General features: G+C 47.9%; 25 protein-coding genes. 13 read left to right on the top strand and 12 right to left on the bottom strand.

The annotated features are described in order from the left end of the window. Nucleotides 1-250: 250 nt before the first annotated feature. The 6 genes from ACDE64_RS06340 to ACDE64_RS06315 all read left to right on the top strand — a co-directional run bounded on the left by ACDE64_RS06340 (nucleotide 251) and on the right by ACDE64_RS06315 (nucleotide 5,113). Complete coding sequence (locus tag ACDE64_RS06340; RefSeq protein WP_411349387.1) at nucleotides 251-1,003, top strand: response regulator transcription factor; 753 nt, start codon at nucleotides 251-253, stop codon at nucleotides 1,001-1,003. Beyond that, entirely contained in the window at nucleotides 1,000-2,352 is a 1,353-nt protein-coding gene (locus tag ACDE64_RS06335; protein ID WP_411349386.1) for a sensor histidine kinase, read from the top strand. The genes ACDE64_RS06340 and ACDE64_RS06335 overlap by 4 nt, the downstream gene beginning before the upstream one ends. A 154-nt stretch (nucleotides 2,353-2,506) precedes the next feature. After that, nucleotides 2,507-2,764 (top strand): hypothetical protein, encoded by a 258-nt coding sequence (locus ACDE64_RS06330; RefSeq protein ID WP_411349385.1) that lies wholly within the window; start codon nucleotides 2,507-2,509, stop codon nucleotides 2,762-2,764. Nucleotides 2,765-2,961: 197 nt separating this feature from the next. Next, complete coding sequence (locus tag ACDE64_RS06325) at nucleotides 2,962-3,705, top strand: glutamine amidotransferase-related protein (RefSeq protein ID WP_411349384.1); 744 nt, start codon at nucleotides 2,962-2,964, stop codon at nucleotides 3,703-3,705. A 66-nt stretch (nucleotides 3,706-3,771) separates the two neighbouring features. After that, nucleotides 3,772-4,584 carry an adenosylmethionine decarboxylase gene (gene speD, locus ACDE64_RS06320; protein WP_411349383.1) on the top strand — a complete coding sequence of 271 codons (813 nt, stop codon included), beginning with the start codon at nucleotides 3,772-3,774 and terminating at the stop codon, nucleotides 4,582-4,584. Nucleotides 4,585-4,597: 13 nt separating this feature from the next. Then, a complete protein-coding gene (locus tag ACDE64_RS06315) occupies nucleotides 4,598-5,113 on the top strand; it encodes a DUF6985 domain-containing protein (RefSeq protein WP_411349382.1) in 516 nt (171 codons plus the stop codon). Nucleotides 5,114-5,378: 265 nt separating this feature from the next. Here the strand turns inward: ACDE64_RS06315 and ACDE64_RS06310 are convergent, their stop codons facing one another. From ACDE64_RS06310 to ACDE64_RS06295, 4 genes are all read right to left on the bottom strand, one after another. Continuing rightward, a complete protein-coding gene (locus ACDE64_RS06310) occupies nucleotides 5,379-6,041 on the bottom strand; it encodes a cyclodeaminase/cyclohydrolase family protein (protein ID WP_411349381.1) in 663 nt (220 codons plus the stop codon). A 176-nt stretch (nucleotides 6,042-6,217) separates the two neighbouring features. Further along, complete coding sequence (gene cysW, locus ACDE64_RS06305; RefSeq protein WP_411349380.1) at nucleotides 6,218-7,093, bottom strand: sulfate ABC transporter permease subunit CysW; 876 nt, start codon at nucleotides 7,091-7,093, stop codon at nucleotides 6,218-6,220. A gap of 3 nt (nucleotides 7,094-7,096) precedes the next feature. Beyond that, nucleotides 7,097-7,963: a sulfate ABC transporter permease subunit CysT gene (gene cysT, locus ACDE64_RS06300; protein WP_411349379.1), complete on the bottom strand. Its 867-nt coding sequence runs from the start codon at nucleotides 7,961-7,963 to the stop codon at nucleotides 7,097-7,099. Between the two features lie 138 nt (nucleotides 7,964-8,101). Continuing rightward, nucleotides 8,102-9,193: a sulfate ABC transporter substrate-binding protein gene (locus ACDE64_RS06295; RefSeq protein WP_411345630.1), complete on the bottom strand. Its 1,092-nt coding sequence runs from the start codon at nucleotides 9,191-9,193 to the stop codon at nucleotides 8,102-8,104. Between the two features lie 557 nt (nucleotides 9,194-9,750). Between ACDE64_RS06295 and ACDE64_RS06290 the strand changes: the two genes are divergently transcribed. The 3 genes from ACDE64_RS06290 (at nucleotide 9,751) to ACDE64_RS06280 (ending at nucleotide 13,866) form a co-directional block, all read left to right on the top strand. Further along, entirely contained in the window at nucleotides 9,751-10,509 is a 759-nt protein-coding gene (locus ACDE64_RS06290; protein WP_411349378.1) for a class I SAM-dependent methyltransferase, read from the top strand. 48 nt (nucleotides 10,510-10,557) lie between these two features. Further along, nucleotides 10,558-11,544: a Gfo/Idh/MocA family protein gene (locus tag ACDE64_RS06285; RefSeq protein WP_411349377.1), complete on the top strand. Its 987-nt coding sequence runs from the start codon at nucleotides 10,558-10,560 to the stop codon at nucleotides 11,542-11,544. 225 nt (nucleotides 11,545-11,769) lie between these two features. Beyond that, nucleotides 11,770-13,866 (top strand): YheC/YheD family protein, encoded by a 2,097-nt coding sequence (locus ACDE64_RS06280; RefSeq protein WP_411349376.1) that lies wholly within the window; start codon nucleotides 11,770-11,772, stop codon nucleotides 13,864-13,866. Nucleotides 13,867-14,117: 251 nt separating this feature from the next. Here ACDE64_RS06280 and ACDE64_RS06275 read toward each other — a convergent pair whose 3' ends face one another. The 3 genes from ACDE64_RS06275 to ACDE64_RS06265 all read right to left on the bottom strand — a co-directional run bounded on the left by ACDE64_RS06275 (nucleotide 14,118) and on the right by ACDE64_RS06265 (nucleotide 17,502). After that, on the bottom strand, nucleotides 14,118-15,980 hold the full coding sequence (locus tag ACDE64_RS06275; protein ID WP_411349375.1) for an S-layer homology domain-containing protein: 1,863 nt from the start codon (nucleotides 15,978-15,980) through the stop codon (nucleotides 14,118-14,120). A 229-nt stretch (nucleotides 15,981-16,209) separates the two neighbouring features. After that, complete coding sequence (locus ACDE64_RS06270; protein ID WP_411349374.1) at nucleotides 16,210-16,647, bottom strand: HD domain-containing protein; 438 nt, start codon at nucleotides 16,645-16,647, stop codon at nucleotides 16,210-16,212. Nucleotides 16,648-16,785: 138 nt separating this feature from the next. Further along, complete coding sequence (locus ACDE64_RS06265) at nucleotides 16,786-17,502, bottom strand: DUF4241 domain-containing protein (protein ID WP_411345625.1); 717 nt, start codon at nucleotides 17,500-17,502, stop codon at nucleotides 16,786-16,788. A gap of 327 nt (nucleotides 17,503-17,829) precedes the next feature. Between ACDE64_RS06265 and ACDE64_RS06260 the strand changes: the two genes are divergently transcribed. Continuing rightward, nucleotides 17,830-18,600 carry a threonine/serine exporter family protein gene (locus ACDE64_RS06260; RefSeq protein ID WP_411349373.1) on the top strand — a complete coding sequence of 257 codons (771 nt, stop codon included), beginning with the start codon at nucleotides 17,830-17,832 and terminating at the stop codon, nucleotides 18,598-18,600. A 39-nt stretch (nucleotides 18,601-18,639) separates the two neighbouring features. Then, the gene (locus ACDE64_RS06255; protein ID WP_411349372.1) at nucleotides 18,640-19,062 is read left to right on the top strand and encodes a threonine/serine exporter family protein; all 423 of its coding nucleotides are present in this window, start codon (nucleotides 18,640-18,642) and stop codon (nucleotides 19,060-19,062) included. A gap of 88 nt (nucleotides 19,063-19,150) precedes the next feature. Here the strand turns inward: ACDE64_RS06255 and ACDE64_RS06250 are convergent, their stop codons facing one another. From ACDE64_RS06250 to ACDE64_RS06240, 3 genes are read right to left on the bottom strand one after another with little or no spacing between them, the layout of a single operon-like run. Further along, nucleotides 19,151-19,519: a hypothetical protein gene (locus ACDE64_RS06250; protein WP_411349371.1), complete on the bottom strand. Its 369-nt coding sequence runs from the start codon at nucleotides 19,517-19,519 to the stop codon at nucleotides 19,151-19,153. A 30-nt stretch (nucleotides 19,520-19,549) separates the two neighbouring features. Continuing rightward, entirely contained in the window at nucleotides 19,550-20,041 is a 492-nt protein-coding gene (locus ACDE64_RS06245; RefSeq protein WP_411345621.1) for a hypothetical protein, read from the bottom strand. Between the two features lie 3 nt (nucleotides 20,042-20,044). After that, nucleotides 20,045-21,028, bottom strand: coding sequence for a DUF4261 domain-containing protein (locus tag ACDE64_RS06240; RefSeq protein ID WP_411345620.1), 984 nt, complete (start codon nucleotides 21,026-21,028; stop codon nucleotides 20,045-20,047). Between the two features lie 343 nt (nucleotides 21,029-21,371). On the opposite strand from ACDE64_RS06240, the gene ACDE64_RS06235 reads away from it, so the two are divergent. Together ACDE64_RS06235 and ACDE64_RS06230 are read left to right on the top strand one after the other, a co-directional pair. After that, a complete protein-coding gene (locus tag ACDE64_RS06235) occupies nucleotides 21,372-21,893 on the top strand; it encodes a DinB family protein (protein WP_411349370.1) in 522 nt (173 codons plus the stop codon). Nucleotides 21,894-22,002: 109 nt separating this feature from the next. Continuing rightward, complete coding sequence (locus ACDE64_RS06230; RefSeq protein WP_411349369.1) at nucleotides 22,003-23,094, top strand: M24 family metallopeptidase; 1,092 nt, start codon at nucleotides 22,003-22,005, stop codon at nucleotides 23,092-23,094. A gap of 130 nt (nucleotides 23,095-23,224) precedes the next feature. Here the strand turns inward: ACDE64_RS06230 and ACDE64_RS06225 are convergent, their stop codons facing one another. Both ACDE64_RS06225 and ACDE64_RS06220 read right to left on the bottom strand, forming a co-directional pair. After that, entirely contained in the window at nucleotides 23,225-23,965 is a 741-nt protein-coding gene (locus ACDE64_RS06225; RefSeq protein WP_411345617.1) for a queuosine precursor transporter, read from the bottom strand. Nucleotides 23,966-24,067: 102 nt separating this feature from the next. Continuing rightward, nucleotides 24,068-25,309 carry an anhydro-N-acetylmuramic acid kinase gene (locus ACDE64_RS06220; protein ID WP_411349368.1) on the bottom strand — a complete coding sequence of 414 codons (1,242 nt, stop codon included), beginning with the start codon at nucleotides 25,307-25,309 and terminating at the stop codon, nucleotides 24,068-24,070. Nucleotides 25,310-25,479: the final 170 nt, after the last annotated feature.

The raw sequence follows: 25,479 nt of genomic DNA, 5'->3' as shown, positions 1-25,479 counted from the left end.
TCCTACCCCTGGATCTTTCCTTTCTATCCATTGACCACATGCTCCAAAGGCTCCCTGCGTTTGATGTTGATTCAATCTCCTGTCGATGCCCTGATTGACAGGTGGAAAAACTCGCCATAAAAAGACGGAACTTCCCCCGGAGTTCCGTCTTTTTCTTTACTTTTTTGTCATCTTCACAGCTTTGATCTTGTCCCCTGTCATCTGATACATTAAAAGTGACATATGTAAATCTTCATTTCGAGGTGACTCCATGACCCGTATTTTTGTCGTTGATGACGATCATTATATTTTGCAGCTGATTACTGGCTATTTGAAAAAAGAACAATATGAAGTAACCTCATTCGCTCATGGTCGCGAGCTGGTCGAGCAGGTGAAAAGCGAGCATCCTGATTGCCTTATTCTCGATATTATGCTGCCAGGCATTGACGGATTGACCCTGCTAACCGAGCTGCGTACGTTTACCGAGATGCCGATCATCATCATATCCGCGCGCGGAGAAGAAGTGGATCGACTGAATGGGCTGGAGCTGGGCTGTAATGATTTTCTAAGCAAGCCGTTTAATCCACGCGAGCTAGTCGCACGGGTGAAAAGCATGCTACGCCTTATCCGTAGCACGCGAATTGCCGTAGGCAACGAGCTGAATGCGGTCGATACACCGATCCCTGTTCTTCCCGGCAACGCTATGCCACAGCATGCTTCGTATATGAGTGCAGGCAATGTGCAGCTGTCAGAGGAATTCCGGCGCGTGCATGTACAGGAGCAGGAGCTATCGCTAACCGGGCGTGAATTTGAATTGCTGTTATTCTTGGCGCAGCATCTGGATCGCCCATTCAGCCGCGAGCAGTTGATTCAGCAAGTGTGGAATTATGATTTTTTCGGCGAGGTACGCGTTGTCGATGATCTGGTCAAACGTATTCGCAAAAAGCTGTCCCAGCATCATTCGACGCTCACGATTGATACCGTATGGGGCTTTGGCTACAAAGCGGCGGTGCATCATCCATGAAGACGATCCGTGGCAAAATGCTAATTGCTCTGCTGGCGGGTATGCTGGTGACGGTTGGCATTACTGGCTTCTTCTTTATTCGACTGCTGGACGACATTTTGCTCAATCAGGTCAAGCAGCAGTTGCAGGATCAGACGATGAAAGCTGCGCATATGGTCAATGCGGATGATCTGGACAGTCTGGATAGCGATAGCTTTCGCTTTTTTATTAAAGATGTGCTGTTTTATGCCGATTATTTTGTGCTGGATACGCATGACAAAATTATTGCGTCTAGCAACTCCGGTCAGGTTGGCAAAACCTTGCCCAACTTTCCAACAGGTCGCGAAGGCATTATGCAGATCAGCGGCAGCAAAGTGCTATACAGCGAAGCCAAGCTGTCGCATCAGCCGTTTCGAGTCATCCTCTACTCTCCGCTCTCTTCGCTACGCGCTCTGTATATTCCGTTAATGCGAACGACGATGCTATCGATTGCAGCGAGCTTTATCGTCATTTTGCTGATTGGATTGTTTGCCGTCTGGCGTACCGTGCAGCCGCTCAATCGGCTCAAGGAAGCGGTCAGTCAGTATGAGCCACATCTGATGAACCGGGAGCCTTTTTTGCAGGCGGATCATACAGAGATTGGTGAGCTGATCAGCACCTTTCAAGTGATGGCGGATCGGCTACAGCTGCATCATCGGCATCAGCTGGAATTTCTGCAAAATGTATCGCATGAGTTAAAGACACCGCTCATGTCGATTCAGGGCTATGTGTATGCGATTCAGGATCAAGTGATGCCGGTAGAACAAGGATTGGATGTAATCTCTGCTCAATCGCAGCGACTGATCGATATGGTTAGCAAGCTGCTTCAGCTATCCCGGTTGGAAAGTGTGGATGAGGAATGGCCGATCACCGAAGTCGATCTGAAAAGTATGGCAGAAGAAGCCGTCTATCTCCTGCTACCAGCGGCTCGTCAGCATGGCATACAGCTGCACGCAGAAGGTGTATCGCATACCGTACCGATTGCGGCGGAACAGCTATTTCAGATTTTGCTCAATTTGCTGCAAAATGCAGTTCGACACAGCGCATCTCAGGTCAAGATGATACTGGAATGCCCAGATGATGGTGTGGCGGATTGGATCATGCATATTGATGATGATGGACCTGGCTTGGCGGAATCGGAGCGAGAACATATCTTTCGCCGCTTCTACACCGGGACGAATGGAGTGACCGGCTTGGGGCTGGCAATCAGCAAGCAAATTGCGACCCGTCTGCATGCTGATCTGGTGTATAGCCCTTCGACGCTTGGCGGTGCGCGGTTCAGCATTATTCACTATCCACAAGCGATGGCAAATGGCAACAAAGGTGCTTGACATGTCCCTACAAATGGGTAATCTAAAAGTATAGAGACATATTCATCACTGTTTAGACGCGACGCGCATAAGCATGGATTGGATCGTCTCTATTTTCTTTTTCAGCTTTCTTTTTCAGCGTGACCATTCTGTTGAACCAGAAGGAGGAATTGCCATGACCGGTATCAAAATTGCCCGCGATGACAATCAGCTGACCATTGACTGGCAGCAGTCCAAGCTGGAAATCCCTCTGCATGAAGCCGTCTACGTAACGCTGGATCAAGACATCCTATGCTCGGAATGCCACTCTACCCTGCTGCATACACCGTATAGTACAAGGGATCGGATCATGATTCAGACAGGAAAAGATACGTATCTGCTGCTGAACGACAATCGGATCACCGTCATGAATCGATCTCGCCAGCATCACTGACGGCAACCTCAACACAGGAATATAAAATAGGGAGCCGTTGCAAACGTAACTACCGTAGCCGCTGGAGTACAGCTGGATCGTATCACTATTGATCCGCAAGTTTTGACTGCCTTTCATTCTTCCATTACAATAACGTTTTAATCTAACTGCCCGAACGATACGGCAGCATTCCTGAATGGAAAGGTGGTCTCTTTTTTATGCTCAAAATTGCTATTATCGGCGACTATCAACCAGAAGCAAAAGCGCATATTGCCATTCCACAAGCAATCGCTTTGGCAGCAGAACATTTGCAGTGTCAAGCAGAATTACAGTGGTTGCCCACGCCAGAATTGAACAACACAACAATTTCTTTGTTATCTGGTTACGATGCAGTCTGGGCAGCTCCGGCTACACCCTATATTCATATGGAAGGCGCATTGCAAGCGATTCGATATGCGCGTGAGCAACAGATTCCTACCCTTGGAACATGCGGTGGTTATCAGCATCTGCTGATTGAATTTGCCCGTCATGTACTGCATTTACAGGAAGCTGATCATGCCGAATCCAATCCAGAAGCCAATACGTTAATCGTGACTCCGCTCACCTGTTCCGTCAATGAACAGACCCACCATTTTACGCTGAAGCCGCATTCTAAGATTGCTACGATATACGGCATGACAGAGATTAGTGAGCAATATGGTATCTGCAATTACGGTTTGAATGCGCAGTATGTAGACCTATTTGCTGAGCAAGGGTTTGCTATCACTGGCAGGGATTGGAATGGAGAAGCACGCATTGCCGAGTTGGAGAATCATCCGTTTTACGTCGGGACGCTGTTTCAACCTGAGCGATCCGCATTTCGCAATGTCGTTCATCCATTGATTCGCGCTTTTTTACATAGTGCACTCTCGCATTCGCAGACAGCGGGAACGTTTACGATACCATCTTCACAGTCGGAATAGATCATTCATTGGGTAAATGAACAATAACATCATCTGTATCCACGTACATTTTACGAATGGGAGGTAATGATTGTGGGCTTGACCAAACAGCAGCGTATTCAACTGCATAACTTTAACAATCTGACCAAATCACTCAGTTTCAATATGTACGACATTTGTTATACTCGCACCAAGCAGGAGCGCGAAGCGTATCTGGAATATATCGACGAGCAGTATAATGCGGATCGACTTAGCGGTATTCTGACCAATGTGTCGGATATTATCGGTGCGCACGTACTGAATATCGCCAAGCAGGATTATGTACCGCAAGGTGCCAGCGTCACGATGCTGATCTCGGAAGGTCCGGTCGAGACAGCGCCGAATGCTTCTTTTGAAGAGTCGCCGGGACCGCTGCCAGAGCATGTACTAATTCATCTCGACAAAAGCCATATTACAGTGCATACGTATCCTGAATATCATCCTGATGAGGGTATTAGCACCTTCCGTGCGGATATTGATGTCTCCACCTGCGGCGAGATTTCCCCACTCAAGGCGCTTAATTTTATGATTCATTCCTTTGATACGGATATTATGACCATCGATTATCTTGTGCGCGGATTTACACGCGATATCGAAGGCAACAAGCTGTTTATCGATCATGATATTAGCTCGATTCAGAATTTCATTCCAGCTGAGGTACAGGATCTGTATCAGATGATTGATGTGAATATTTATCAAGAGAATATTTTCCATACAAAATGTAAACGCAAAGAATTCGATCTGGATAATTATCTGTTCGGATATACCAGCGACTCATTATCTCCAGAAGAGCAGCAGCATATTACTGACAGGCTCACACGAGAAATGAACGAGATTTATTATGGGAAAAATATGGGTTAAGGAGTGAACGAAGTTGCCAGCTGCGTTGCTAAAAGAAATCACCGAAACACAAGGATACCTGAGCGCTCTGTTTGACAGTTCACTCTTTGGACAGCCGATTCAGGTGAATGCGGTTGAGCCGGATATCCCATTAATGTATGCCGAGCGTTGTGCACAGGCGTTTCAGGCGCTGAGTCCGGCATTGTTGCAGCAGTTGTATCGGTATAGCTATGATTACTGTATCGACTTCTGCGCGTATGTTGGCGAGACGCCGCTAGTGATCCAGCAGCCGGAGGATATTTTGCAATATATCGCTCCGATGAGCATGGAAATCCCGGCATTTCCAGAAGAATATACTGCCGAAACCGCTGATCCAGTCCTGCATTTGGAGCTGGAATGTGAATGGGAACCAGAGCATGGACTGGAATGGTTGATTCGTGGACATGATATTCTGTATGTAGGTAGCTGCGAGATGGTGTCGGAGTGGAGAGACAAGGAATATTACCGCGAGTATCATGGCAATTATGCGTTTGGCAACAAGTTGGACTAGCAATATGACTGACGGTACAGCGTATATAGAAACGTGGTAGATGATGCTGGATGTTAAATGATCCATTGCTACAACAGCTAACATACAAAGCCCCTTATCGTTTACAGCCATGGAAGATTGGCGGCAACGAGTAAGGGGCTTTTATCATTGTCTTGTCTGATTGTACGATCCACCATTGATATTCGGCTATGTTTCGCCAGTCTTTTCATCCATATGAATGATCTGTATGGACGATCTGCAATCTATGATGTCACGCCTTTTCATATTAGGCATTCTCATGAATGCGGCGTTGTACCTGTTCTAGCAATTCCATTTTACGGTCAGTGATTTTGTTCATCAGGACGGTTGCATAACCAGCATATGCCTGCTTCAGATCATCGTCATGCAATGTGACCAGATTGATATTCACAGTCAACAATGAACTATGCGCCGCCGCTTCAAACAGAATAATCCCGATGCCAATATCCGACAATACCGTACGATTACATACGTCGATCAGCGGTGCAGCACTGTACATCCCATACAAACAGCATTCCATCAGCCGCAGTGGCGTGTCGATCGACTGAATACGTGTCTCATGCACCGTCTGTCGACGCTCCTCCTGCTGATCTGGTGTTAATTTGGGCAATTGCAAAGCTTCGATATATTGACCAAACGCTTCAATATCCTCTGCCATTAACCATTCGCATGCTGTGGAAATGTACTCCATATCCTGTAGAGCCTGTGCCACATGCTGCTGTATATGTTCATATCCCTCACCTTGGGAAAAGTTTGCCGTCATTGAGGTCATTGCTGCTCCTAATGCAGCGACGATGGAAGCAACACTGCCTCCGCCCGGCGTCGGTTCCGAACGGGCCAGCTGTTCCATAATCCGCCGAAGCGGCTCGTCCCATGAAACGGTGTTCAATTCAGCTTGTTCTACCTTCACATGAATTCCCTCCTTCAACAGGCATTATCCACTTATTACCCATTTAGCAGAGGCTTGCCTATCGTTAAAACGTGTGTCGGCATATTTATTTTACAAGCGCTTCCAAGTGGTATACGTATGCTGATCTGAATAACGTGTCTGCTATACAATTTCTACTATAGAGTAGAGCAGATCAATCAAGACTGATGCGTAGCGCGATCCATTTTCCATTCCAGCACTGATTTTAAGATGAGAATAATTAATGCCAGCAACACCAGAATCGACGATACGGCAAAAGCAGCGGCAAACTGATACTCGTTATATAGAATCTCAATATGCAGCGGTAGTGTATTCGTTTCCCCGCGAATATGACCGGATACGACCGACACCGCACCAAATTCACCCATCGCGCGCGCACTACACAGCACGATCCCGTATAGCAATCCCCATTTGATATTCGGCAACGTCACCCGCCAGAAAATCTGCCAACCGCGTGCACCGAGACTGACTGCCGCCTCCTCTTCCTGTGTGCCTTGCGCTTGCATGAGCGGCACCAACTCGCGAACGACAAACGGCAAGGTCACGAATATCGTCGCCAGCACCATCCCCGGTAATGCGAATACAATCTGAATATTGTGTTCATCCAGCCATGGACCGAGGAATCCCTGCGCCCCGAATAGCAAAATATACACCAGACCAGAAATAACCGGCGAGACTGCAAATGGAATATCGATCAATGTAATCAGCGCATTTCTACCGCGAAAACGGAATTTGCTAATCGCCCATGCTGCTGCAATACCGAACAACGTATTGAGCGGAACCGCAATCGCTGTAATGAGCAACGTAAGCCGCAGCGCTGACAGTGCGTCGGGATCGATGACCGCGGCTTCATACACTTCCCAGCCCTTTTTGAACGCTTCGATCAGAATGCAGACCAATGGCAGAACGACGATTAATACTAGAAATAACAGCGCAATACCGATTAACGTCCAGCGAATCCCAGCCGACTCGGTAATATGGCGAGGTTGCCTGCGGGAAGATACCGATTTGGCTGACAATTGTGCTCCCCCCATCCTTTACCTCCCCTCTACTGCACTGCGATTGATTCGCCATTGCAGTACATTGATCAATAGCAGCAAAATAAATGAAATCATAAGCATAACTAGCGCCACCGCCGCTGCACCCGCATAATCGTACTGCTCCAGCTTGGTCATAATGAGCAGCGGCGCAATCTCTGTCTTGAGCGGCATATTGCCGGAGATGAATACGACCGAACCGTATTCTCCAATGCCCCGTGCAAAAGCAAGCGCAAATCCGGTCAACAATGCTGGCCACAATTCGGGTAAAATGACTTTGAAAAAAATCTTCAACCGATATGCGCCCAGCATCACCGCTGCTTCTTCAGTATCCTTATTCAAATCCTGCAATACCGGCTGTACCGTCCGAACGACAAATGGCACCCCGATAAAGATCAGTGCAATCGTAATACCGAGCGGTGTATAAGCGATCTTAATACCGAGCGGTGCCACCAGTTGACCGATCCAGCCGTTGGGCGCATAGATCGTACTGAGTGCAATGCCCGCCACAGCCGTCGGCAACGCAAATGGCAGATCAATTAGACTGTCGATCAATCGTTTGCCGGGAAACCGATAACGTACCAACACCCATGCCAGCAGCAGACCGAATACCAGATTGACCAGCGCAGCCGCAAATGCTGTCAAAAAGCTCACCCGGTACGAAGCTAGCACGCGCGCTGCCGTGACCGTTTCCCAGAAGCCGCTCCAGCTTAACTCGGTCGTTTTGATCACCAATCCAGCTAGCGGAATCAACACGATGAGACTGAGGTAGATAATCGTAAATCCCATCGACAACCCGAAGCCCGGCAAGATGCTGCGAACCCGGCGCGAGGACGCTCCTGGCTGTATAGCTGCTTTTGTACTCATCTGTTTCCCCCCTGTAAACAGCTACAGCTGCAACGTATGTCGCAGCCGTGTTTCGCTGATTGTTCCTGTCCATTGCTATTGCTTGTTATTCACATCTATTCATGTTCATACTGAACGTATGCGCTTTTGTATTACAGATCAAGAACCCGGTGTATAAATCTGGTCAAATACACCACCGTCGCTGAAATGTGTTTCCTGTGCTTTTTTCCAGCCGCCAAAGTCTTTGTCGATCGTCAGCAGCTTCATATCCTTGAAGGTATCTTTATATTTGGCAGCGATCTTCTCGTTGATCGGACGATAGAAGTTCTTCGCCGCAATCTCCTGCCCTTCATCCGAGAACAGATATTCCAGATACGCCTTCGCTACTTCCTGCGTGCCGTGCTGTTCGGCTACTTTGTCTACGACAGCTACTGGCGGTTCTGCCAGAATACTAATCGACGGATACACAATCTCAAATTGATCTGGTCCCAGTTCCTTTTGCGACAGCAGGGCTTCATTTTCCCAAGCGATCAATACATCGCCAATGCCTTTTTCCACAAAGGTAGTTGTAGCGCCGCGTGCGCCAGTGTCGAGTACCGGTACGTGTTTGAACAGCTCAGACAGATATGCTTTCGCTTTTGTTTCATCATTGTTGTTCTGCTCTAATGCGTAACCGTATGCCGCCAAATAGTTCCAGCGTGCACCGCCGGACGTTTTGGGATTCGGAGTGATAACCTGTACATCCGGTTTGATCAGATCGTTCCAGTCTTTGATGCCTTTTGGATTGCCCTTGCGTACGAGGAAGACGATGGTCGATGTGTAAGGAGAGCTGTTGTGCTCAAATTTGCTTTGCCAGTCGGTTGGCAGCAGTCCTTTTTCAGCGATGGCGTCGATATCGTAACCAAGTGCCAGTGTGACTACATCGGCTTTTAATCCGTCGATGACTGCGCGTGCTTGTTTACCAGAACCACCATGCGATTGCTTAATAGTCACTTCCTGACCTGTTTTACCTTTCCAGTACGTCTGGAAAGCTTTGTTGTATTCCTCATACAGTTCGCGCGTCGGGTCGTACGATACGTTCAGCAGCTCGACCGAACCTTTGCCGTCACTACCGGAAGAAGCGTTGCTGTCGGTGGACCCATTTCCGCAAGCACTTAAAACCAACGTGAACAAAAGTATGGCTGACAATACGCCAGCAGTTTGAATACGGAAAAATCTGCCTTTTTGTGCATATGCTTTTGTCTTTTTCAAACCCAACACCCCATCTTTGTCATTTGATTGCCTGTCCCAGTCCTACCCTACTTCTTACTACACTATTCGTTAACCTATAATTCCTACCTAAATACTAAGTTATGAATGAACTTTATCAGCATTGATCATTTTATTCAATATGAAAAGAAGAGATTTATACTGTCCTCCTTATCGAAATTTATGATGAAATAGGCGTATATATCAGCTTTTTCTATATTTGTTTCTATACTTGCCGAAAACGGTACCAAATAACACTTTGTCAGCGTACGGTTTACTCAGTTATAATGGATAGATACTTTGCATTGCCAGCTAATGTAGATTCAGACATTTCGTTTTATAACGAAATCAGACTGTCAATGGTTTATAATCTCATCACAATCTAGGAGAGCTATAATGAATCTAATTCTGTATACGCATTCCACAGCACATCCGATATAAAAACGTACTATTCAGAAGACGACAGCATTGCCTCTCGCTCGATCACCTCCACTTCTCCGTTATTTTGTTCAACATATGGAAAACGGATTATAAAATTAGATTGTGGAGGATGATATACGATGAATAATCTGCTGGAGTTTGAACAATTAATTGAACATTACGATCAACATTTTTCAGGGTGGGATTTTGCTTGGATTAGTGATACTGATCGCATAAGCAGCGAACCTTTAAACTGGTCGTATACAAGTCTGCTATTGAAACATCTACCTGTTTCCAACTGCATGCTGGATATGGGAACGGGTGGCGGAGAAATGCTATCTATGTTACGTCCGTTGCCTGCTCATACGTATGCAACCGAAGCTTATGCTCCTAACGTCATCCTTGCCAGACAACGCTTGGAACCGCTGGGTGTGCAGGTAGAAACTTTCCAGTATGATCACGAGTTGCCTTTTGCCGATCATCAATTTGATCTGGTAATCAACCGCCATGAATCATACGATCCTGCCGAACTGCGCCGTATCATGCAATCGGGTTCATTATTTGTTACTCAGCAGGTGGGAGGACAGGATTGTCTAGATATAAATACAGCTCTGGATGCGCCCGCCAACTCGGCGTTTCAGTACTGGAATCTAGATTATGCTATCAAACAATTAAAAGAACATGATTTTCGTATTCTTCGTACAGAAGAGCAATTTCCGATTCAGCGTTTTTATGATATCGGTGCTGTCGTATACTATTTAAAAGCAGTAGAATGGCAGATCGATGGGTTTAAACCCGCATTTTACATGGATAGACTGTATTCCATTCATTTGCACATGCAATCGCACGGATACTGGGATGTCAGGCAGCATCGTTTTCTGCTGATGGCAACAACCTGATCTGCTGGCGATCTACTACAATCTATACACTACAGAAAGGGCGATGGTATGGTCCGCTTTGGTATCATTGGCACAAACTTTATTACAGAGCGTTTTATTGAGGCTGCAAAACGCAATGAGGATTTTGAACTGACTGCACTGTATTCGCGCACCGGTGAACGGGCTGCGCAATTTGGACAGAAATATGACATCCCGCATCACTACACTGATTTGCAGGAGATGTTGGATAGCGGTAACATTGATGCGGTTTATATTGCCAGCCCCAACTCGCTGCATGCAGAGCAAGCGATTCAATGTATGGACAATGGCAAACATGTGCTGTGTGAGAAGCCGCTGGCATCTAATGTGGCAGAAGTGCAAGACATGATTAACGCGGCGCGCCGCAATGGTGTAGCGCTGATGGAAGCGATCAAGTCGGCGCTGATGCCGAATTTCGTAGCGCTGCATAATAGTTTGCCGAAGCTGGGACAGGTACGACGTTATTTTGCTAATTATGGTCAATATTCGTCTCGTTATGATGCGTACAAAGAAGGCAATATTCAAAATGCGTTCCGTCCGGAATTTTCCAACGGATCGTTAATGGATCTTGGCGTCTATTGCATCTATCCGCTAGCAGTACTATTCGGTCGTCCGAATACGGTACGCGCAACAGGCGTCATGCTGGAATCTGGTGTAGATGGTGAAGGCAGTATTATCGCTTCGTACGACGATATGGATGCGGTCATTATGTATTCCAAAATCACCGACTCCTCCCTGCCATCCGAAATTCAGGGCGAGCTGGGCAGCATTCGCATTGACAAGATTAGTGAGCCGAATCAGATCGTGATGACGTATCGCGGTGGATTCGCCGAGAATCTGCATGTGACGCAGTACGAGCCGCCCATGTATTACGAAATCCGCGAATTCCTCGATCTGATTGCGGATGGACGACAGGAATCAGAGATCGCTTCATGGGAAAGCTCCCTGATTACAGCAGAGATTATGGAAGACGCACGCAAGCAGTTGGGGCTTGTGTATCCAGCAGATGTAAAATAAACCGGTTGATCTGCATCGGTACAACGATGTAGTCACCAACGAACTGGATCAAATGAACGGGATCACAAGAAAAAGGAGAGCATAGTGCTCTCCTTTCCTGTATCCAACGATCATGGATGACAGGATAGATGGGATACTCTCAATGATTCACAGTCTGTGCTTGCTGATTGTGTGGCAACACCTGCCTGCTGTACAACGTTTTATTTTTAATCGAGGAGAATGATTATGACGGATATCGGGGTTTATCATGCGGTACATCCTTTACATCTACTACCTGCCGGGCGTGTAGAAGCACTTGTACAAGCAGCGCAGCGGCAACATGTGCAGCTACTCTTTTTTGACGAAGATGGAATTGATCTGGAGCAGCGAACCGTGCAAGCGATGATTCCTGATCCAGAGCAAGCTGGCAATTGGCTTCTGCGCGAGTGTCCACTGCCGGAGATTGTGATGAACGAAATGGCGCGTCTACCTGCTGAACGTTCTCCAGTGGAACAGCGTTTGAATCGACTAGTCACGTTCACTTCCCATCCTATTCATACTAAGCAAAAGGTGCAGGACATGCTGAGCGAGTTACCGCAATGGAGAGACTGGATTGTGCCAACCACTGTCTGCACGGGCATCGACAGTATGCTGCAATTGTTGCAGCAGCAGCGCGATCTGATCTTAAAGCCAGATCAGGGACGGCAAGGACAGCATATCGTTCGAGTACGATTGACGGACAATGACCAGTATAGCTGGAAAACAGGCAATACAGCATTGCTATTGGAAATGGACGGATTGCGCCGACTTGCCGAGCCGCTATTGGAGCGCCAAACGTATCTGATGCAGCCGTATATTCAAAGTGTCACTGAGGATGGACGTCCATTTGATTTTCGCATTCATGTGCAGCGCGGGCAGGATGGTACGATGCAGTTGACACGATTATATGTACGTTATGGACAGCCCGGCGCAGTAACAAGCAATCTGGAACAGGGCGGGGCAACAGCCGATTGGACAGCATGGATCAAGCAACACTATCCACAGCATGCCGACGATTATATCGCCCGTTTGCCAGAACTGGGCTTGCAGCTGGCACAGGATATCGATGGATTGTATGATTATCCGCTGGATGAGCTGGGGCTGGATGTAGCGCTGGATCAGCAGGGCAAATGGTGGTTTTACGAAGCTAACACTGCGCCGCAGACACGAGAGCATGAAGCAGAACGTGCTGAACATGCGGTCGCTTATGCTGTCCATTTATCTCAGCGTCATCTGTTGCTGGATGCTCTACCTAAGTTGCCGACGAATCCTCAGGTGATCGGCTTGCTTTCTCTGCAACAAGCGGACGATACAGAATATCTGTTTATCGAAGCCTGTTCAGCGGTTGCCCGATTGCATGACGCTATACTGGTGCGTATATATGCTGGTGATATTTTCTATCCACAACAACGATTGCTCGGCTATGTATGGGAGCATTCTCGCTGGGTGGCATACGATTGTCCGTATCCTGACGTATTATTCGACCGCTTGAAAAAGCGCGGCATTGCCGCTTATTCGCGCATGTACAGTGAATTGGCACATATTCCTGCTACCCATGAACTGAAAAGTGGCTCCATGAGCAAAATGCATATTTATCGCTTGCTGCAACAAGCACCAGAACCGTTGCAATCTCTGTTGATCCCGTTTCATGAATCTGTACATCCGAAAAGCATCGTCCGGTTCATCCAGAAGCATCAATATACCGTGCTGAAGCCGGATACCGGGTCGCATGGACAGCATATTTTCAATATTCGGCAGCTGGAAGATGGCTACGAAGTGTATGATCAGTCGTATTTACACCAGCTGGATACCGAGCAATTACAGCAATTTGTATCGATGACGATTGGACAGGGTTATATTTTACAGCGGTTTGTCGATAGTTCGACCGGGCAGTATTATCCGTTTCATCTGCGAACCCATGTGATGAAAGTAGCGGATGGTCAGTGGGATGTGGCGTTTGTACAGCCTTATGTCGCGGTATCTGCATATCGCAAGGTGACCAATCATGAGCAGACGTTACGGGTAGCGACCAAATGGGATTGGTTTCTCAATCTGGAATATGGCGAGAAGCAAGGCGGTACGATGGATCAACGCATTCGCGAGCTGGCTACCGGTGTTGCCGCCTATCTGGAGCCGCTACTCAAACGTCGGTTCCCCGAAGTAGCCATTGATATTGGCATTGATCGCGAACGCAACATCTGGTTATTTGAAGCAAATTTCAACCGGATCGGTAACTCCTTCCATTCGTTTGAAGTTGCAAAGTATGCTGTGCCGTATGCCCTGTCGCTACTTCCGAAGTCATAATCGCCGTATGAGTCAGATGCGATTCTGAATATTACGATCTGATATATCTTCAATTCAGATGGAACATGTACGCTTACTCTATACCACCGATACAACATACTACCATTACAAAATACAATCATTACAAAGAGCCTCTGCTGTTGAAAGTATTCAACGTAGCAGAGGCTCTTTTGGTTATGCACATTGTGCAGTTCAGTGTTGTCTATTGCTGTTGCCAAATCCGTACGAAATGTACAGTGTACAAGGTTCGATCAGGAATTCAGCAATTGATTGTTTTGCAGCCATTTTACAAGTGTAGCGGCTCCTTCATTTTGCGTGACAACCGGGTTGGCTGTCAGCGCGGAATCGCCGGAAGATACAATACCGGAAGCATTGCCATCGCTCAGCGCCTGTTGAAGCTCGGCTTTTGCCCATTGACTAGCAGCTGAGTTCGTCGTTGGTGTGGTTATACTTGTTGCCGCACCTTCACCCAATCCATATACATTGGCGGCACGCGTCAGAATCACAGCAAGCTGCTCACGGCTGATTACGCGATCCGGTGCAAATTCCGTGCCGGATATGCCTTTCAGAATACCCGTTGTAGACAGAGCTTGAATCGCGCGCGTTTCCGGTGTATCCGATGCCAGATCGGTAAACGATGATGTGCCCGTAGATTGACTTGTATTGATGCCCAGCGCCGATGCGAGATATTGCGCCAATTCGCCGCGTGTCATTGCAGAATTGCCGCTGACATCAGTCTGTTGTACCTGTGGCACGATCTGCTTTTGTTTCAGTAATTGCAGTTGTGAGGAATCGCTACTGTTAGCAATTGGTGCTGTTACTTTGACAATTTGTAAAGTTGCGCCTTCCAGTGCATGCACAGAAGCATTCCCATTCTCGTCAAACGTAACGGGCACAACGTAGGAATTGCCATTGGTATCGGTCGCCATGCCTACATAATCATTGCCACTACCTGCGGCATCTGGTACGGCTACGCCGAGCTGGATATACCGGTTAGCATAATCATTTACCATTGTTTGTTGGTCACCACTAGCAACCTGTACACTCACCTGATATGCGGTGCCATTTACTGCGCCAGCCACGTTAGCAGGAGCGGCTACTTTCTGTGCACTGATCACCCAGTTTGCCTGATCCGAGGTGTTCAGCTTTTCATTTTGTACTAGCTTGTTCAAAGCCGAGGATGGAATATAGATGCTCACATCGCCCGTTTTAACAGCAAAGCCATTTTGCTTGGATAACAGACTTTGCACAACAGCACCGCTAAAGTTGATCTGGTATTGTTGTTTACCTTTGACAGCGGAGGCGTCGATCGTTACGGTTTTGTTGACTTGAGAATCGCTGACCGATTGACGAATCTGATCGGTCAGTACCTGTAATACTGCCTGCTGCTCACTAGATTGTGGAGCCAGAACCGCTGCTCCTCGTGTACGTGCGCTATCGGTGCTGGTGCCAGAATGTACTGCATCAATCGTTGTCGTGCCGCTTGCAGTTGAAGTCGTAGTTGTTGTGGATGGGCTGGATGGTGTAGTCGTTTGCGGCTGAGTTGATGGTGTTGATGAAGAGCTGGACGATGTCGTATCTTTGTCTTTGTCCTTTTTCACTTCAATCGTTACCGTTGCCGGATCGGATGTATGATTTTGCAAATCGGTCACATAATAGGTAAAGGTATACGTGCCTGCGCTAGCGCCATTGTAAGTAAAATTGCCGGTATTCGCATTCAGTGTTAGCGTTCCCGAAGCAGGCTGACTACCGATATGGTACGTCAATTGATCGTCGCTATCTTCATCACTCGCTTGCAATTGAGCCGTCAGCACTGCCGATTTTTTCACAGCAAAGCTCATTGCACGAGCAATCGGAACCGACCCGCTCTCACCATGCGTCAGCTTGGAAGAACTTTTAAAAAACTGCTGTTTGAAATAGGCAATGGAATCACCAGTGTAGACGGTTGGCTGATCGGTACTGACGCTGTAGGAAGAAGTAGAGGTTGCAGACGATGTCGTTACACTCTGTGCCTGTGTTACGCCTGGCGCAGCTGCGAGACCGGTAGCCAGAATAGACGTGCTGGCGAGGTGTATAACCTTTTTGGCTGTTAGATTTTCTTTATTTTTCTTCATGCTGCTGGCAGCCCCTTTGACCGATGAAATATAAATAATTAACTAAACAACTGTTTAATTACTTATCGGTCGGACAAATGACTTTAATTAGCTGTTTTTTGTCGTAAAAAGTCGAAATATCATCAAAATTATACATGAATTGGAAATATATTTTTAAAGACAAAATAAAGAGACCACGCATGTTATTGCGTAGTCTCTATTATCCAATGCGAATGATGATACAATCAGCTCAATGCGCCGCTTGCGTCTCTGTCATCAATTCATCTAGTGCACGTCCGTACTTGCTCAGTCGTTCCATATCTTTTACAGACGGCTCGGTGTTACGCGACGGGTCCATATTATCTTCAATATCCGCGATCTTGACCGTACGGGCAATCGAATTCTGTTTGGCACGTCGGACGAAATCGTGATAATCCTCTCCCTCACGACGGCTCATCGCCTGAACGGCATCCACAATCTCCTCGGAAAAGCCTTCGGCAGCAAGGTCATGGGCGGTTACGTCCGTGTCTTCCAGCACATCATGCAGGACGGCGACGATTCGAGCCTCCTCGGAACTCATTTTCAGCATCACCCGCAATGGATGCAAAATGTACGGCTGTCCAGCGCGATCCGTTTGACCAGAATGGGCGCGTGTTGCAACGATAATGGCTCTATCCAGATTACTCATCTCCAACTCCCCTTTCCCTAACATCTCAATGTATTGTAAGTGGCTATGCTAGTTATTACAACAGGCACCGCCGGATGAATCACTTCTCCGACGGTGCCTGTTGATCGTGCTATTATATTGTTGTCTCTCTACATGTCATTAATCAGGATATACGTTAAAATCAGTCACTAACTGGGCGCAGCTACCATCAGCAGCATAGCCAATATAGCTGTGATACACACCATTGCCAAAACCACTGGAAAATAGCGCCATATTATCGCCGGTATCCAGTTCAGTCACTAACCAGCTGCGGACAGGACGGAAGGTTTCGATCGCTGCCGCCTCCCAAGCATCCATCAATTCCTGTGCCAATTCTGGATTGTCCAGCTCCTGCTGCTCAGCCAACCAACGATAAGCGCGAGCATCCAGATAACTACCAGTGCCAGAATCGACAGCAAATCCCCAGCGCGCCTGCTCATACAAATTGTACGGATCGGCTTCAGGGCTAAATTCGCGCTCTGCACCTTCCCAGCGTGCGACTGGCGCATCACTGAATATAACACGGGCAAAAGCAACCCGTTCGTCCACAGGAATCTGGCGATTCTCACGCTGCTCCGCCGGATCGGTAATGCAAGCAATCGACAGCTCTACCGGGAAAGATCCTTTAGGGAATTCCTGCACAAATGGAGTGGATTGTATCAGGCTGTACGGATCATCGGCCACGATTTTACCTGTGGTCACGCGCAGTTCCCCGATAGACTCGGTATAAAAAGCAAGATTGCGTCTCTGGCCTCTGCGGAATTTGACCTGCTCCAGGTGAAACCCTCTTTTGAACACTTCCTCCAGTACCTTACTCTCATGTAACACCTTGTCCATCTTTCTTTCCTCCCTTGTTCGCTGGATGATGTGGATTACATAACATTATACCCCTCCCGCTCCAAGAAGAAAGATTTTTTATTGGATATTCCCAAAAAAATCATACAAATTTTTGAATTTAGACACGAAATGTGAGAAAAGTTGGGGAATATCATGGCAATTGTTTACATCCCATGTAGCACATGATGGTTCTCAAGGATTTGCAGACGTTTTCAGCAATCCAGTTCTTTTTGCAATAGTTTGCGCAGGATTGTGTATGCTAAGGATTGAATGATTGTGAAAGATCACGCATAATGTGATAGATGAATGTTCAGGAGAGGATGGAGAATGGGCTTGGATCAACCGTCAACGTTCAGCCGGGCGATTAATGAGATTATGGATACATGTATGCTGGCTGGGCAAATTATGCTGCAAAGCGGCGCGGAAACGTATCGGGTAGAGGATACGATGACCCGAATCGCTGAGGCGTCCGGCATGCCCGGCGCGCACAGCTATGTTACGCCGACAGCGATCATGTTTTCTACAACGGGCGCTGAGAGCGCACGACTGGTACGTATCGATGAACGCACCACCGATTTGCACAAAATCGCGCAGGTCAACGATATTTCACGCCGCATCAGCAGCGGCGAATTGAGCGCTGTCGATGCATATACCCTGCTAAAAGTGATTGAGGCAGGCCCGCCGGAATATCCGACCTGGCTGAAAATGCTGGCTGCTGCTATTGCCAGTGGCTGTTTTACAATTATGTTTCAGGGCGGCTGGGCAGATTTTATCCCGTCGGTCATTGCCGGATTTGTCGGCTATACAGCAGCACTGTATTTGCATAAATGGGTACAAGTGAAGTTTTTTGCTGAATTGTCTGCTGCCTTTGCGATTGGACTGCTGGCTTCGATCTTTGTCGAGTTTCATATCGGACGCGAATTGGACAAAATCATCATCGGCTCCGTTATGCCGCTGGTGCCGGGTTTGCTCATTACGAATGCTATCCGCGATCTGATGGCGGGTCATCTCGTCTCCGGTATCTCCAAAGGCGCGGATGCGCTATTGACCGCCTTTGCGATCGGTGCGGGCGTCGCGATTATTTTGACATTTGTGTAGCTCCAGCAGGTCTGGACAGAAAGGCAGGTTATTATGTACATGCTGGCTCAGCTTGCGACCAGCTTTATCGCTTCCGCCGGTTTCGGTATTCTGTTCAACGCGCCGCGACGTTCGCTGCTGCAATGTGGAATCTCCGGTATGCTGGGGTGGATGGTGTATATTTTGCTGTATGAGCATATTGATCCGATTGCAGCGACGCTGTTTGCTACTTTTATTGTAGGCGGTATCAGCCAGATCTTCGCACGCATTTATAAAACGCCGGTGATCATCTTCAGCGTTGCCGGTGTGATTCCGCTCGTTCCTGGTGGATTGGCGTACAATTCCATGCGTCATTTTGTGGAAAATAATTATGCTGAAGCTACTGCACTGGCTGCTCAGGCTGCCATGTTATCCGGGTCGATTGCACTCGGTCTCGTTCTATCAGAAGTGTTCAACCAAATGATACGCCGTGCTGCCCGATAATGGGTGCACGGCGTATCAAGTATAAAGGCGCTCATAATTGAAGCGCATATGCAGTTGACTGTCTTCTTCCTATATTCTTTTGGAATGATCAGGCAGGTAGACGCTGCTCGGCATAACATTCTGCCAGCCAGTGGACAAATTCGTCCTCCACTCCTAACAGATGCGCACAGAAGATCAGATCGATATCATCGGCGATATAGGCAGCCAGATCACCGCTACCAGAAGCACGAATCACCTGATCAAAAGCCAACCGACTCCATTCCTGCATCTGTTCTTGCTCTACTGGCTTCAGCCCATCTCGGTGTAGCTTCTGATACGCTGCAATCCAGGCAGCGTCAAAATCAGCACTGTCCCGGTAGTCCAAATAAGCCTGTTCATCCAGCAGTTCCCACAATCCGTCCGGCAGCAGTTGTGCTTGCTCCAAACGGGGTTGAATGATTGAGATCAGTGTTTTCACTTTATCAATCTCCTGTTTCATTATTTACGATTAACTACACGATAGACGTAGCCACATATTCACTTCATCCAGCCCGGTCACGACCGCTTTGACCATATAGCCCGGATATCGTGTTTCTGGCGGCACGGCTGCATTGCATTCCCCGTCGTCGATAATACCATACGCATCATTAGGCAGACTGAGAATAACACCCTGTGGATAAAAGACTTCGATAATCCCACTCACCACATCGCCAAACTGGAATTTGGCTTTGGTCTGCTCCCATTCCCGGCGGTGCGGTGCAGTCGCTTGGCTCCATACCTGTTCAAACTGCTCACGGGTAATATCTTCGCCTTCTGCATCATCCATACTCTGATCAAACTCCTGATCATATAAGCAGAAATGCAGTTCCTCATCTGAGCGGCAGGATACGATCCAGCGTCCTTCGTCTTCAATCACTTGACGCAATACGGTTCGCTCACTATCCACCTCAAAATAATAATTTTCATCACTTTCTTCAAATCGTAATCGATAATAGTCCATGAATTAAACCTGTTCCTGTCCACCATCGGAATGTCCGGTTTGCTGATGACCGGCATAATACGTTTGCCCCGGGTCCAGATCAAGTACTACTCGGCGCGGAGCAACAAGCGAATATTGGTGCTCTACCTTCCAGCGCTGATCCTCCTGCATCCCGATTGTCTCTCCGTCGGTAATAATGTCTCCCTGATGGTAAATATAATCCGCTACATTCATCAAAAACTGCGCCACTTCCGCCGGTTCCATATCGTAAAAATGACACTGCACATCCGGCACACCAAGCGCCGACAAGCCGCAGCTGTCCATCACCATCTCGCGTCGTTCTTCATCAGACGGAATGCTGTACAAGCGAATATTCAGCGCACCATATAGCTGCTGATCCTGCTCCAGCGCCTGTAATAACGCTTCCGCCGATACTAGTTTGTCGCTTGCATTGTAATAGACTGCATCACATGGAGCGACCTCTAGGACGGCACGCATCACTTTATTGAACAAAGACAATCTCTCTTGCGGCGGCATGCCTCTTGCCATCATATCCGTCAGCAACAGTTCATAGCTGCATTGTTCCAGCACAGCGCCTGCTTCTGGCCAATGCCAAGACTGCTGAATCGCCGTCTCATACATCGATGGCAATGGAGCGGTGGTTGCTGGCATCAACGCCGTCTGTACCGGCATAGAGCCTTCCTGATATTCCAGCGTATGATTCAGATGAAAAAAGTGATAATGATCTTCCTGATCCTCTTCTTCACTATTGCTTGCTTCACTACGCGCTTCCCACACGGCGAGTGTCTCTTCCGCATCTTCTGCCAGATCTTCGGCAGTACGTACGGGCCCTGTATATTCCAGCACTTTGGCGTACAATGCTTCCCGGTCGATGACCGGCTTTTCCTTATAAAGCAATTGTGCAGTATAGATAGCGGCATAGCCGTAATCTTCTTCCATTTCTCGTTGTTGCTGCGGTTCCGGCTGACCGGAGTCCATTGATGTCATGATGATGCTCCCTTCGCTTTTCGTTTTGCGGGTATTGGGGTCTGCTGCTCTTTATTACCCTGATTGCGGCAGTATTGAATTATTCAGCAACAAGGTGATATGACAAAGGTATGGGTATATCCTTATCCTTAATAAAATATGTACATAACAGCGATAACAGCGGTCACAGTCATATTCGTGACAGATGGTGTATAATCCTCTATAACAGGCTGGAAAGGCAGACTCGCGTTTCAACGCTCCGCTGAACCGGGTACTCTGCAATTATAATCGGTTCTGCTCAAGGTAGATAGACAGTACCGAATGTTCCACCTAATCCGCAACACCAACCCAAGGAGGTATTGTTATGATCCATCCTCATACTATTTCTGTTCGTGAACAAGTCTGGAGCTTTGTCGATACTCTGGATGAGACGATACTGAATGAACACGCGCAACCTGACCAGTGGAGTATTGCACAGGTATTGGAGCATATGTATTTAATGGAACAAGCGATTACTGAACGCTTGAATGCTACATTACAGCAAACCGAACCGACTCCGCCGCCATTGTCGCGTGCAGATGGCGCGACGCCTACATTTTACCTGACGCTGGATCGTTCACGCAAAATCCCGGCGCCATCCAATCTGGTGCCTGCTGATAAGCATGCCACTTTACAAGAGCTGCATACGCGTCTGGATCGCTCACGCAATCGTCTGGAGCAAGTGGTGGAAACTGCTGATCCAGAGCAATTGAAGCAAAAAACGATGAACCATCCAGTATTTGGACCGCTAACGCTAGAAGAATGGTTGGAATTTATCGGTCTGCACGAGCAGCGCCATCTGGAACAGATCAAAGATATCCAATCCGCACTGGCAGCTGCCAGCTGATTGCAGAGTCGACTGCTTTCGTTCACTCGGGGAACACGCTACAATAGAAGATGTTGATATTGATTCAGAATCTAGATAACGATCCAGCAATCAAAGGAGCTGCTAACCGATGGACGATAGAATTGCTACTCTGCGCGGATTGATGAAACAGGCAAGTTTGGATAGCCTGCTGATCACCGATCCGAAGCATGTATATTATTTGACCGGATTCGCGAGCGATCCGCATGAGCGGTTTCTCGGCTTATTTATTCCAGACGGAGACGAGCCGTTTATTCTGCTGCCCGCTCTGGATGAAGACAAGGCACGCAGCGTGTCTACTGTAGAACGCATCGAAACGCATACCGATACCGACAACCCATATGTACGCCTGAAGCATTGCGTCAAAGGCAAAATCGGCAAACTGGGCGTGGAAAAAGAGCATCTATCCGTAGCGCGCTTTGAACAGCTGTCCGCCGAACTTGGCGCTGAGAGCTATAGCGATATCGGCAGTCTGCTGAACGGCATGCGTTCGCGTAAATCGCCGGACGAAGTGCAGCGCATGATCGTTTCGATTCAGAAAATCGAAGAAGTGCTGCGCCGTGGTCTGTCCAGCGTACGCGTCGGTATAACTGAGATTGATCTCGTTGCCGAGCTGGAATACCAAATGAAAAAAGTCGGCGCCGAAAAAGCCGCTTTTGACACGATGGTATTGTCCGGTCCGAATACTGCGTTGCCGCACGGCGTACCGGGTAGCCGCAAGCTGCAATCCGGCGAGCTGGTGATGTTCGATCTTGGTCTGTTTTACAATGGATATGCTTCCGACATTACCCGCACCTTTGCGCTAGGTGATGTAGATGATGAGACGGCAAACGTGTATCATACAGTTCTTGCTGCCAACGAAGCAGCGATTGCAGCTACGCGACCGGGTGTTACCTTTGCCTCAATTGACAAAGCGGCACGCGATGTAATTACCGAAGCGGGCTATGGAGATCGCTTTATCCATCGCCTTGGTCATGGGCTTGGAATGGATACGCACGAATATCCGTCAGTACACGGCAGCAACGAAACGCTGCTGGAATCCGGTGTTCTGTTTACGGTCGAGCCGGGCATTTATATCCCCGGACATTGTGGTGTGCGCATTGAAGACGATGTGATCGTAACCGACACAGGTGTTGATGTACTATCCTCGTTTCCGAAAGAATTAACCGTCATCGGCAACTGAGTTGTTCGACAGTCATTCATCATTTTGGATGAATGCAAAAGCAAACACGCCATTTCTCTTACGTACTCAAGTAGAGAATGGCGTGTTTTGTTTGTATATGCGAGTATTGCTTACGCATTAGGCATAACCTTTATTCCGCTTCGCCTTTGGCAGCAGCCGGGCGAATCAGCAGTGGCTGATCTTCAGCTGGCACCTTGAAGCTGCGTGCCAGATACAGAAATGGCGTACCGACAGCAGTCAGAATGAATTTTAAAATATACGTCGTAAATAGAATTTCCAGCCAGACCGACCATTCATACATCCCCATAAATGCGATAGTACAGAAGATCAGCGTATCAACAAATGAACTGATCATCGTACTGCCGTTGTTGCGAATCCACAACTGATTCGGTGCCGGGAATGAGCGACGCAGCCAGCGATACAATCGCACGTCCAACAGCTGACTGACCAGATATGCAGTCAGGCTCGCAATCAGCAGAATGGAAATATTTCCAAAAATCAATTCCAGCGCTGCCTGCGCATCCGAGGAAATATCCACACCCGGTGCAACTTCAAATTTTAATGCCATCTGCATAACAATCGTCGTTACAATCAAGGTAAAAAAGCCAAACCAGACGGCGCGACGTGCCACCTTGGGACCGAAGCGCTCGTTCAGCAAATCGCTTGCCAGATACATACTGACATATAGCGTATTGCCAAGCGTCGTCACTACACCTGCGAGTTCAATCGTTTTGATCACTTGAATATTGGCGAGAATAGCGGCGATGGCAATCCAGCCATACATCCCTTTAATCCCAAACAAACGATAACTGAGTACAAATAATGTATAAATCACAAGCACGAATAAAATACCCCAACCTATGTTGAACAATCCAGTTTCCCCCTAGTTTTGATAACGCGGGATGGTTACGAACCGCGAAAATGGTGAAAATTTGCTGAAAACCTGTTTAACTTTATCACAGGAATGTAGTCTCTACAACCCCATCATGCCAAGAATCGTATGATGCGATGCTCCGGTTACAGCGGGCAAATTAGCCGTTCTACCCATCAATGCCTCATGCCCCAGAAGTGCAAAAGCCATCGCTTCGCGCGCTTCATCCGGCACACCCAGATCGGCGGTACGCCCTAGTGTTATGCCTGTCGGCAAGCGCTGCTCCAGCATTCGCATCAAGGTCAGATTGAACGAGCCACCGCCACACGTCAGCAGAGTGTGTATGTCATGCTGCGGAATAATCCAACGTTCTACCGCCTGTGCAATTGTAGCCGCGGTCAATGCAGTTGCCGTCGCCAATATATCGGGAAAAGAGAGCGATTGCTGCCTTCCCTGCTCCCAAAACTGATGCGCAAAGGCAGCGCCGTACACTTCGCGCCCGGTGCTTTTCGGTGGCTTGCGGTCATAATACGGATCATCTATATATAAAGACAACAGTGCCTCATTTACCTGTCCAGAACTTGCAATTTCTCCCTGTGGATCGTAGTGTAGCCTTCCATTCGTGTCCAATCGTACCAGCTCATCCATAATCATATTGCCCGGTCCGGTATCGAATGCCCAGATATCCTGTTGTCGCCCTCCAGCAGGCAGAACGGTAGCATTACCGATGCCGCCGATATTTTGAATAATCCGACCTTCCTGCTCACTGCCAAACAGCAATCCATCCACATAAGGCGTTAACGGCGCCCCTTCTCCACCTGCCGCCATATCCGCTGCCCGAAAATTACCGACAACCGGAATGCCCGTACGCTCCTGCACAACTGCCAATTCGCCAATCTGCAATGTCGCACGAACAGCAAACGGTGATCCTTCCGGTCCCGGAAAAGGCTGCGGCTCTGGTGCATGCCATACCGTTTGCCCATGCATAGCAATAAGATCCACATCATCACTGGTTAGCTGCTGTTCTGTCAGCAATTGCTGCACTGCATACGCATGCCATTCGCTAATTCCAGCATGTGCCTGAACTAGCCAATCAATACGCGCCGTTTGTGGTGAGCATAATGCTTGCAGCCAATCGCGCAGCTCTGGTGGATAGGGAATAAAGTGAAAGGCACACAGCTCCACCGAAGGTACTCCATGCTCATGTTCCGTAATGTGCACAAGCGCGGTATCCAGCCCATCCAGCGATGTACCGGACATTTGCCCGATCACTAGATGCTCATGCTGACTACGATACTGCTCACGAAAATCCGTATGATGACGGGATGATGCAGAATTGCGCATACACAGCCTCCTCCGTTTCCACTGATGCTGATCGTATATGGCGTCAAATACTAGATTGGGTATGGATTCTATAAGTATGATTCTAACGGAATAACGAGCGACACCTTCTTCCGTATACTTATGATATATTTCCGTTATTTCTGCAATATCATATGATTACTCGGAAATAG

The sequence above is a fragment of the Paenibacillus sp. WLX2291 genome, from assembly GCF_046603665.1.
Lineage (GTDB): Bacteria > Bacillota > Bacilli > Paenibacillales > Paenibacillaceae > Saccharibacillus.
This window is presented reverse-complemented; position numbering and strand designations above follow the sequence as displayed.

What these genes read in the sequence shown, in the direction of transcription:
- ACDE64_RS06340 (WP_411349387.1), top strand. Translation starts at nt 251, where the DNA reads ATGACCCGTATTTTTGTCGTTGATGACGATCATTATATTTTGCAGCTG.
- ACDE64_RS06335 (WP_411349386.1), top strand. Translation starts at nt 1,000, where the DNA reads ATGAAGACGATCCGTGGCAAAATGCTAATTGCTCTGCTGGCGGGTATG.
- ACDE64_RS06330 (WP_411349385.1), top strand. Translation starts at nt 2,507, where the DNA reads ATGACCGGTATCAAAATTGCCCGCGATGACAATCAGCTGACCATTGAC.
- ACDE64_RS06325 (WP_411349384.1), top strand. Translation starts at nt 2,962, where the DNA reads ATGCTCAAAATTGCTATTATCGGCGACTATCAACCAGAAGCAAAAGCG.
- speD (WP_411349383.1), top strand. Translation starts at nt 3,772, where the DNA reads ATGATTGTGGGCTTGACCAAACAGCAGCGTATTCAACTGCATAACTTT.
- cysW (WP_411349380.1), bottom strand. Translation starts at nt 7,093, where the DNA reads ATGGGGGGAGCACAATTGTCAGCCAAATCGGTATCTTCCCGCAGGCAA.
- cysT (WP_411349379.1), bottom strand. Translation starts at nt 7,963, where the DNA reads ATGAGTACAAAAGCAGCTATACAGCCAGGAGCGTCCTCGCGCCGGGTT.
- ACDE64_RS06290 (WP_411349378.1), top strand. Translation starts at nt 9,751, where the DNA reads ATGAATAATCTGCTGGAGTTTGAACAATTAATTGAACATTACGATCAA.
- ACDE64_RS06285 (WP_411349377.1), top strand. Translation starts at nt 10,558, where the DNA reads ATGGTCCGCTTTGGTATCATTGGCACAAACTTTATTACAGAGCGTTTT.
- ACDE64_RS06280 (WP_411349376.1), top strand. Translation starts at nt 11,770, where the DNA reads ATGACGGATATCGGGGTTTATCATGCGGTACATCCTTTACATCTACTA.
- ACDE64_RS06275 (WP_411349375.1), bottom strand. Translation starts at nt 15,980, where the DNA reads ATGAAGAAAAATAAAGAAAATCTAACAGCCAAAAAGGTTATACACCTC.
- ACDE64_RS06270 (WP_411349374.1), bottom strand. Translation starts at nt 16,647, where the DNA reads ATGAGTAATCTGGATAGAGCCATTATCGTTGCAACACGCGCCCATTCT.
- ACDE64_RS06265 (WP_411345625.1), bottom strand. Translation starts at nt 17,502, where the DNA reads ATGGACAAGGTGTTACATGAGAGTAAGGTACTGGAGGAAGTGTTCAAA.
- ACDE64_RS06260 (WP_411349373.1), top strand. Translation starts at nt 17,830, where the DNA reads ATGGGCTTGGATCAACCGTCAACGTTCAGCCGGGCGATTAATGAGATT.
- ACDE64_RS06255 (WP_411349372.1), top strand. Translation starts at nt 18,640, where the DNA reads ATGCTGGCTCAGCTTGCGACCAGCTTTATCGCTTCCGCCGGTTTCGGT.
- ACDE64_RS06245 (WP_411345621.1), bottom strand. Translation starts at nt 20,041, where the DNA reads ATGGACTATTATCGATTACGATTTGAAGAAAGTGATGAAAATTATTAT.
- ACDE64_RS06240 (WP_411345620.1), bottom strand. Translation starts at nt 21,028, where the DNA reads ATGACATCAATGGACTCCGGTCAGCCGGAACCGCAGCAACAACGAGAA.
- ACDE64_RS06235 (WP_411349370.1), top strand. Translation starts at nt 21,372, where the DNA reads ATGATCCATCCTCATACTATTTCTGTTCGTGAACAAGTCTGGAGCTTT.
- ACDE64_RS06230 (WP_411349369.1), top strand. Translation starts at nt 22,003, where the DNA reads ATGGACGATAGAATTGCTACTCTGCGCGGATTGATGAAACAGGCAAGT.
- ACDE64_RS06220 (WP_411349368.1), bottom strand. Translation starts at nt 25,309, where the DNA reads ATGCGCAATTCTGCATCATCCCGTCATCATACGGATTTTCGTGAGCAG.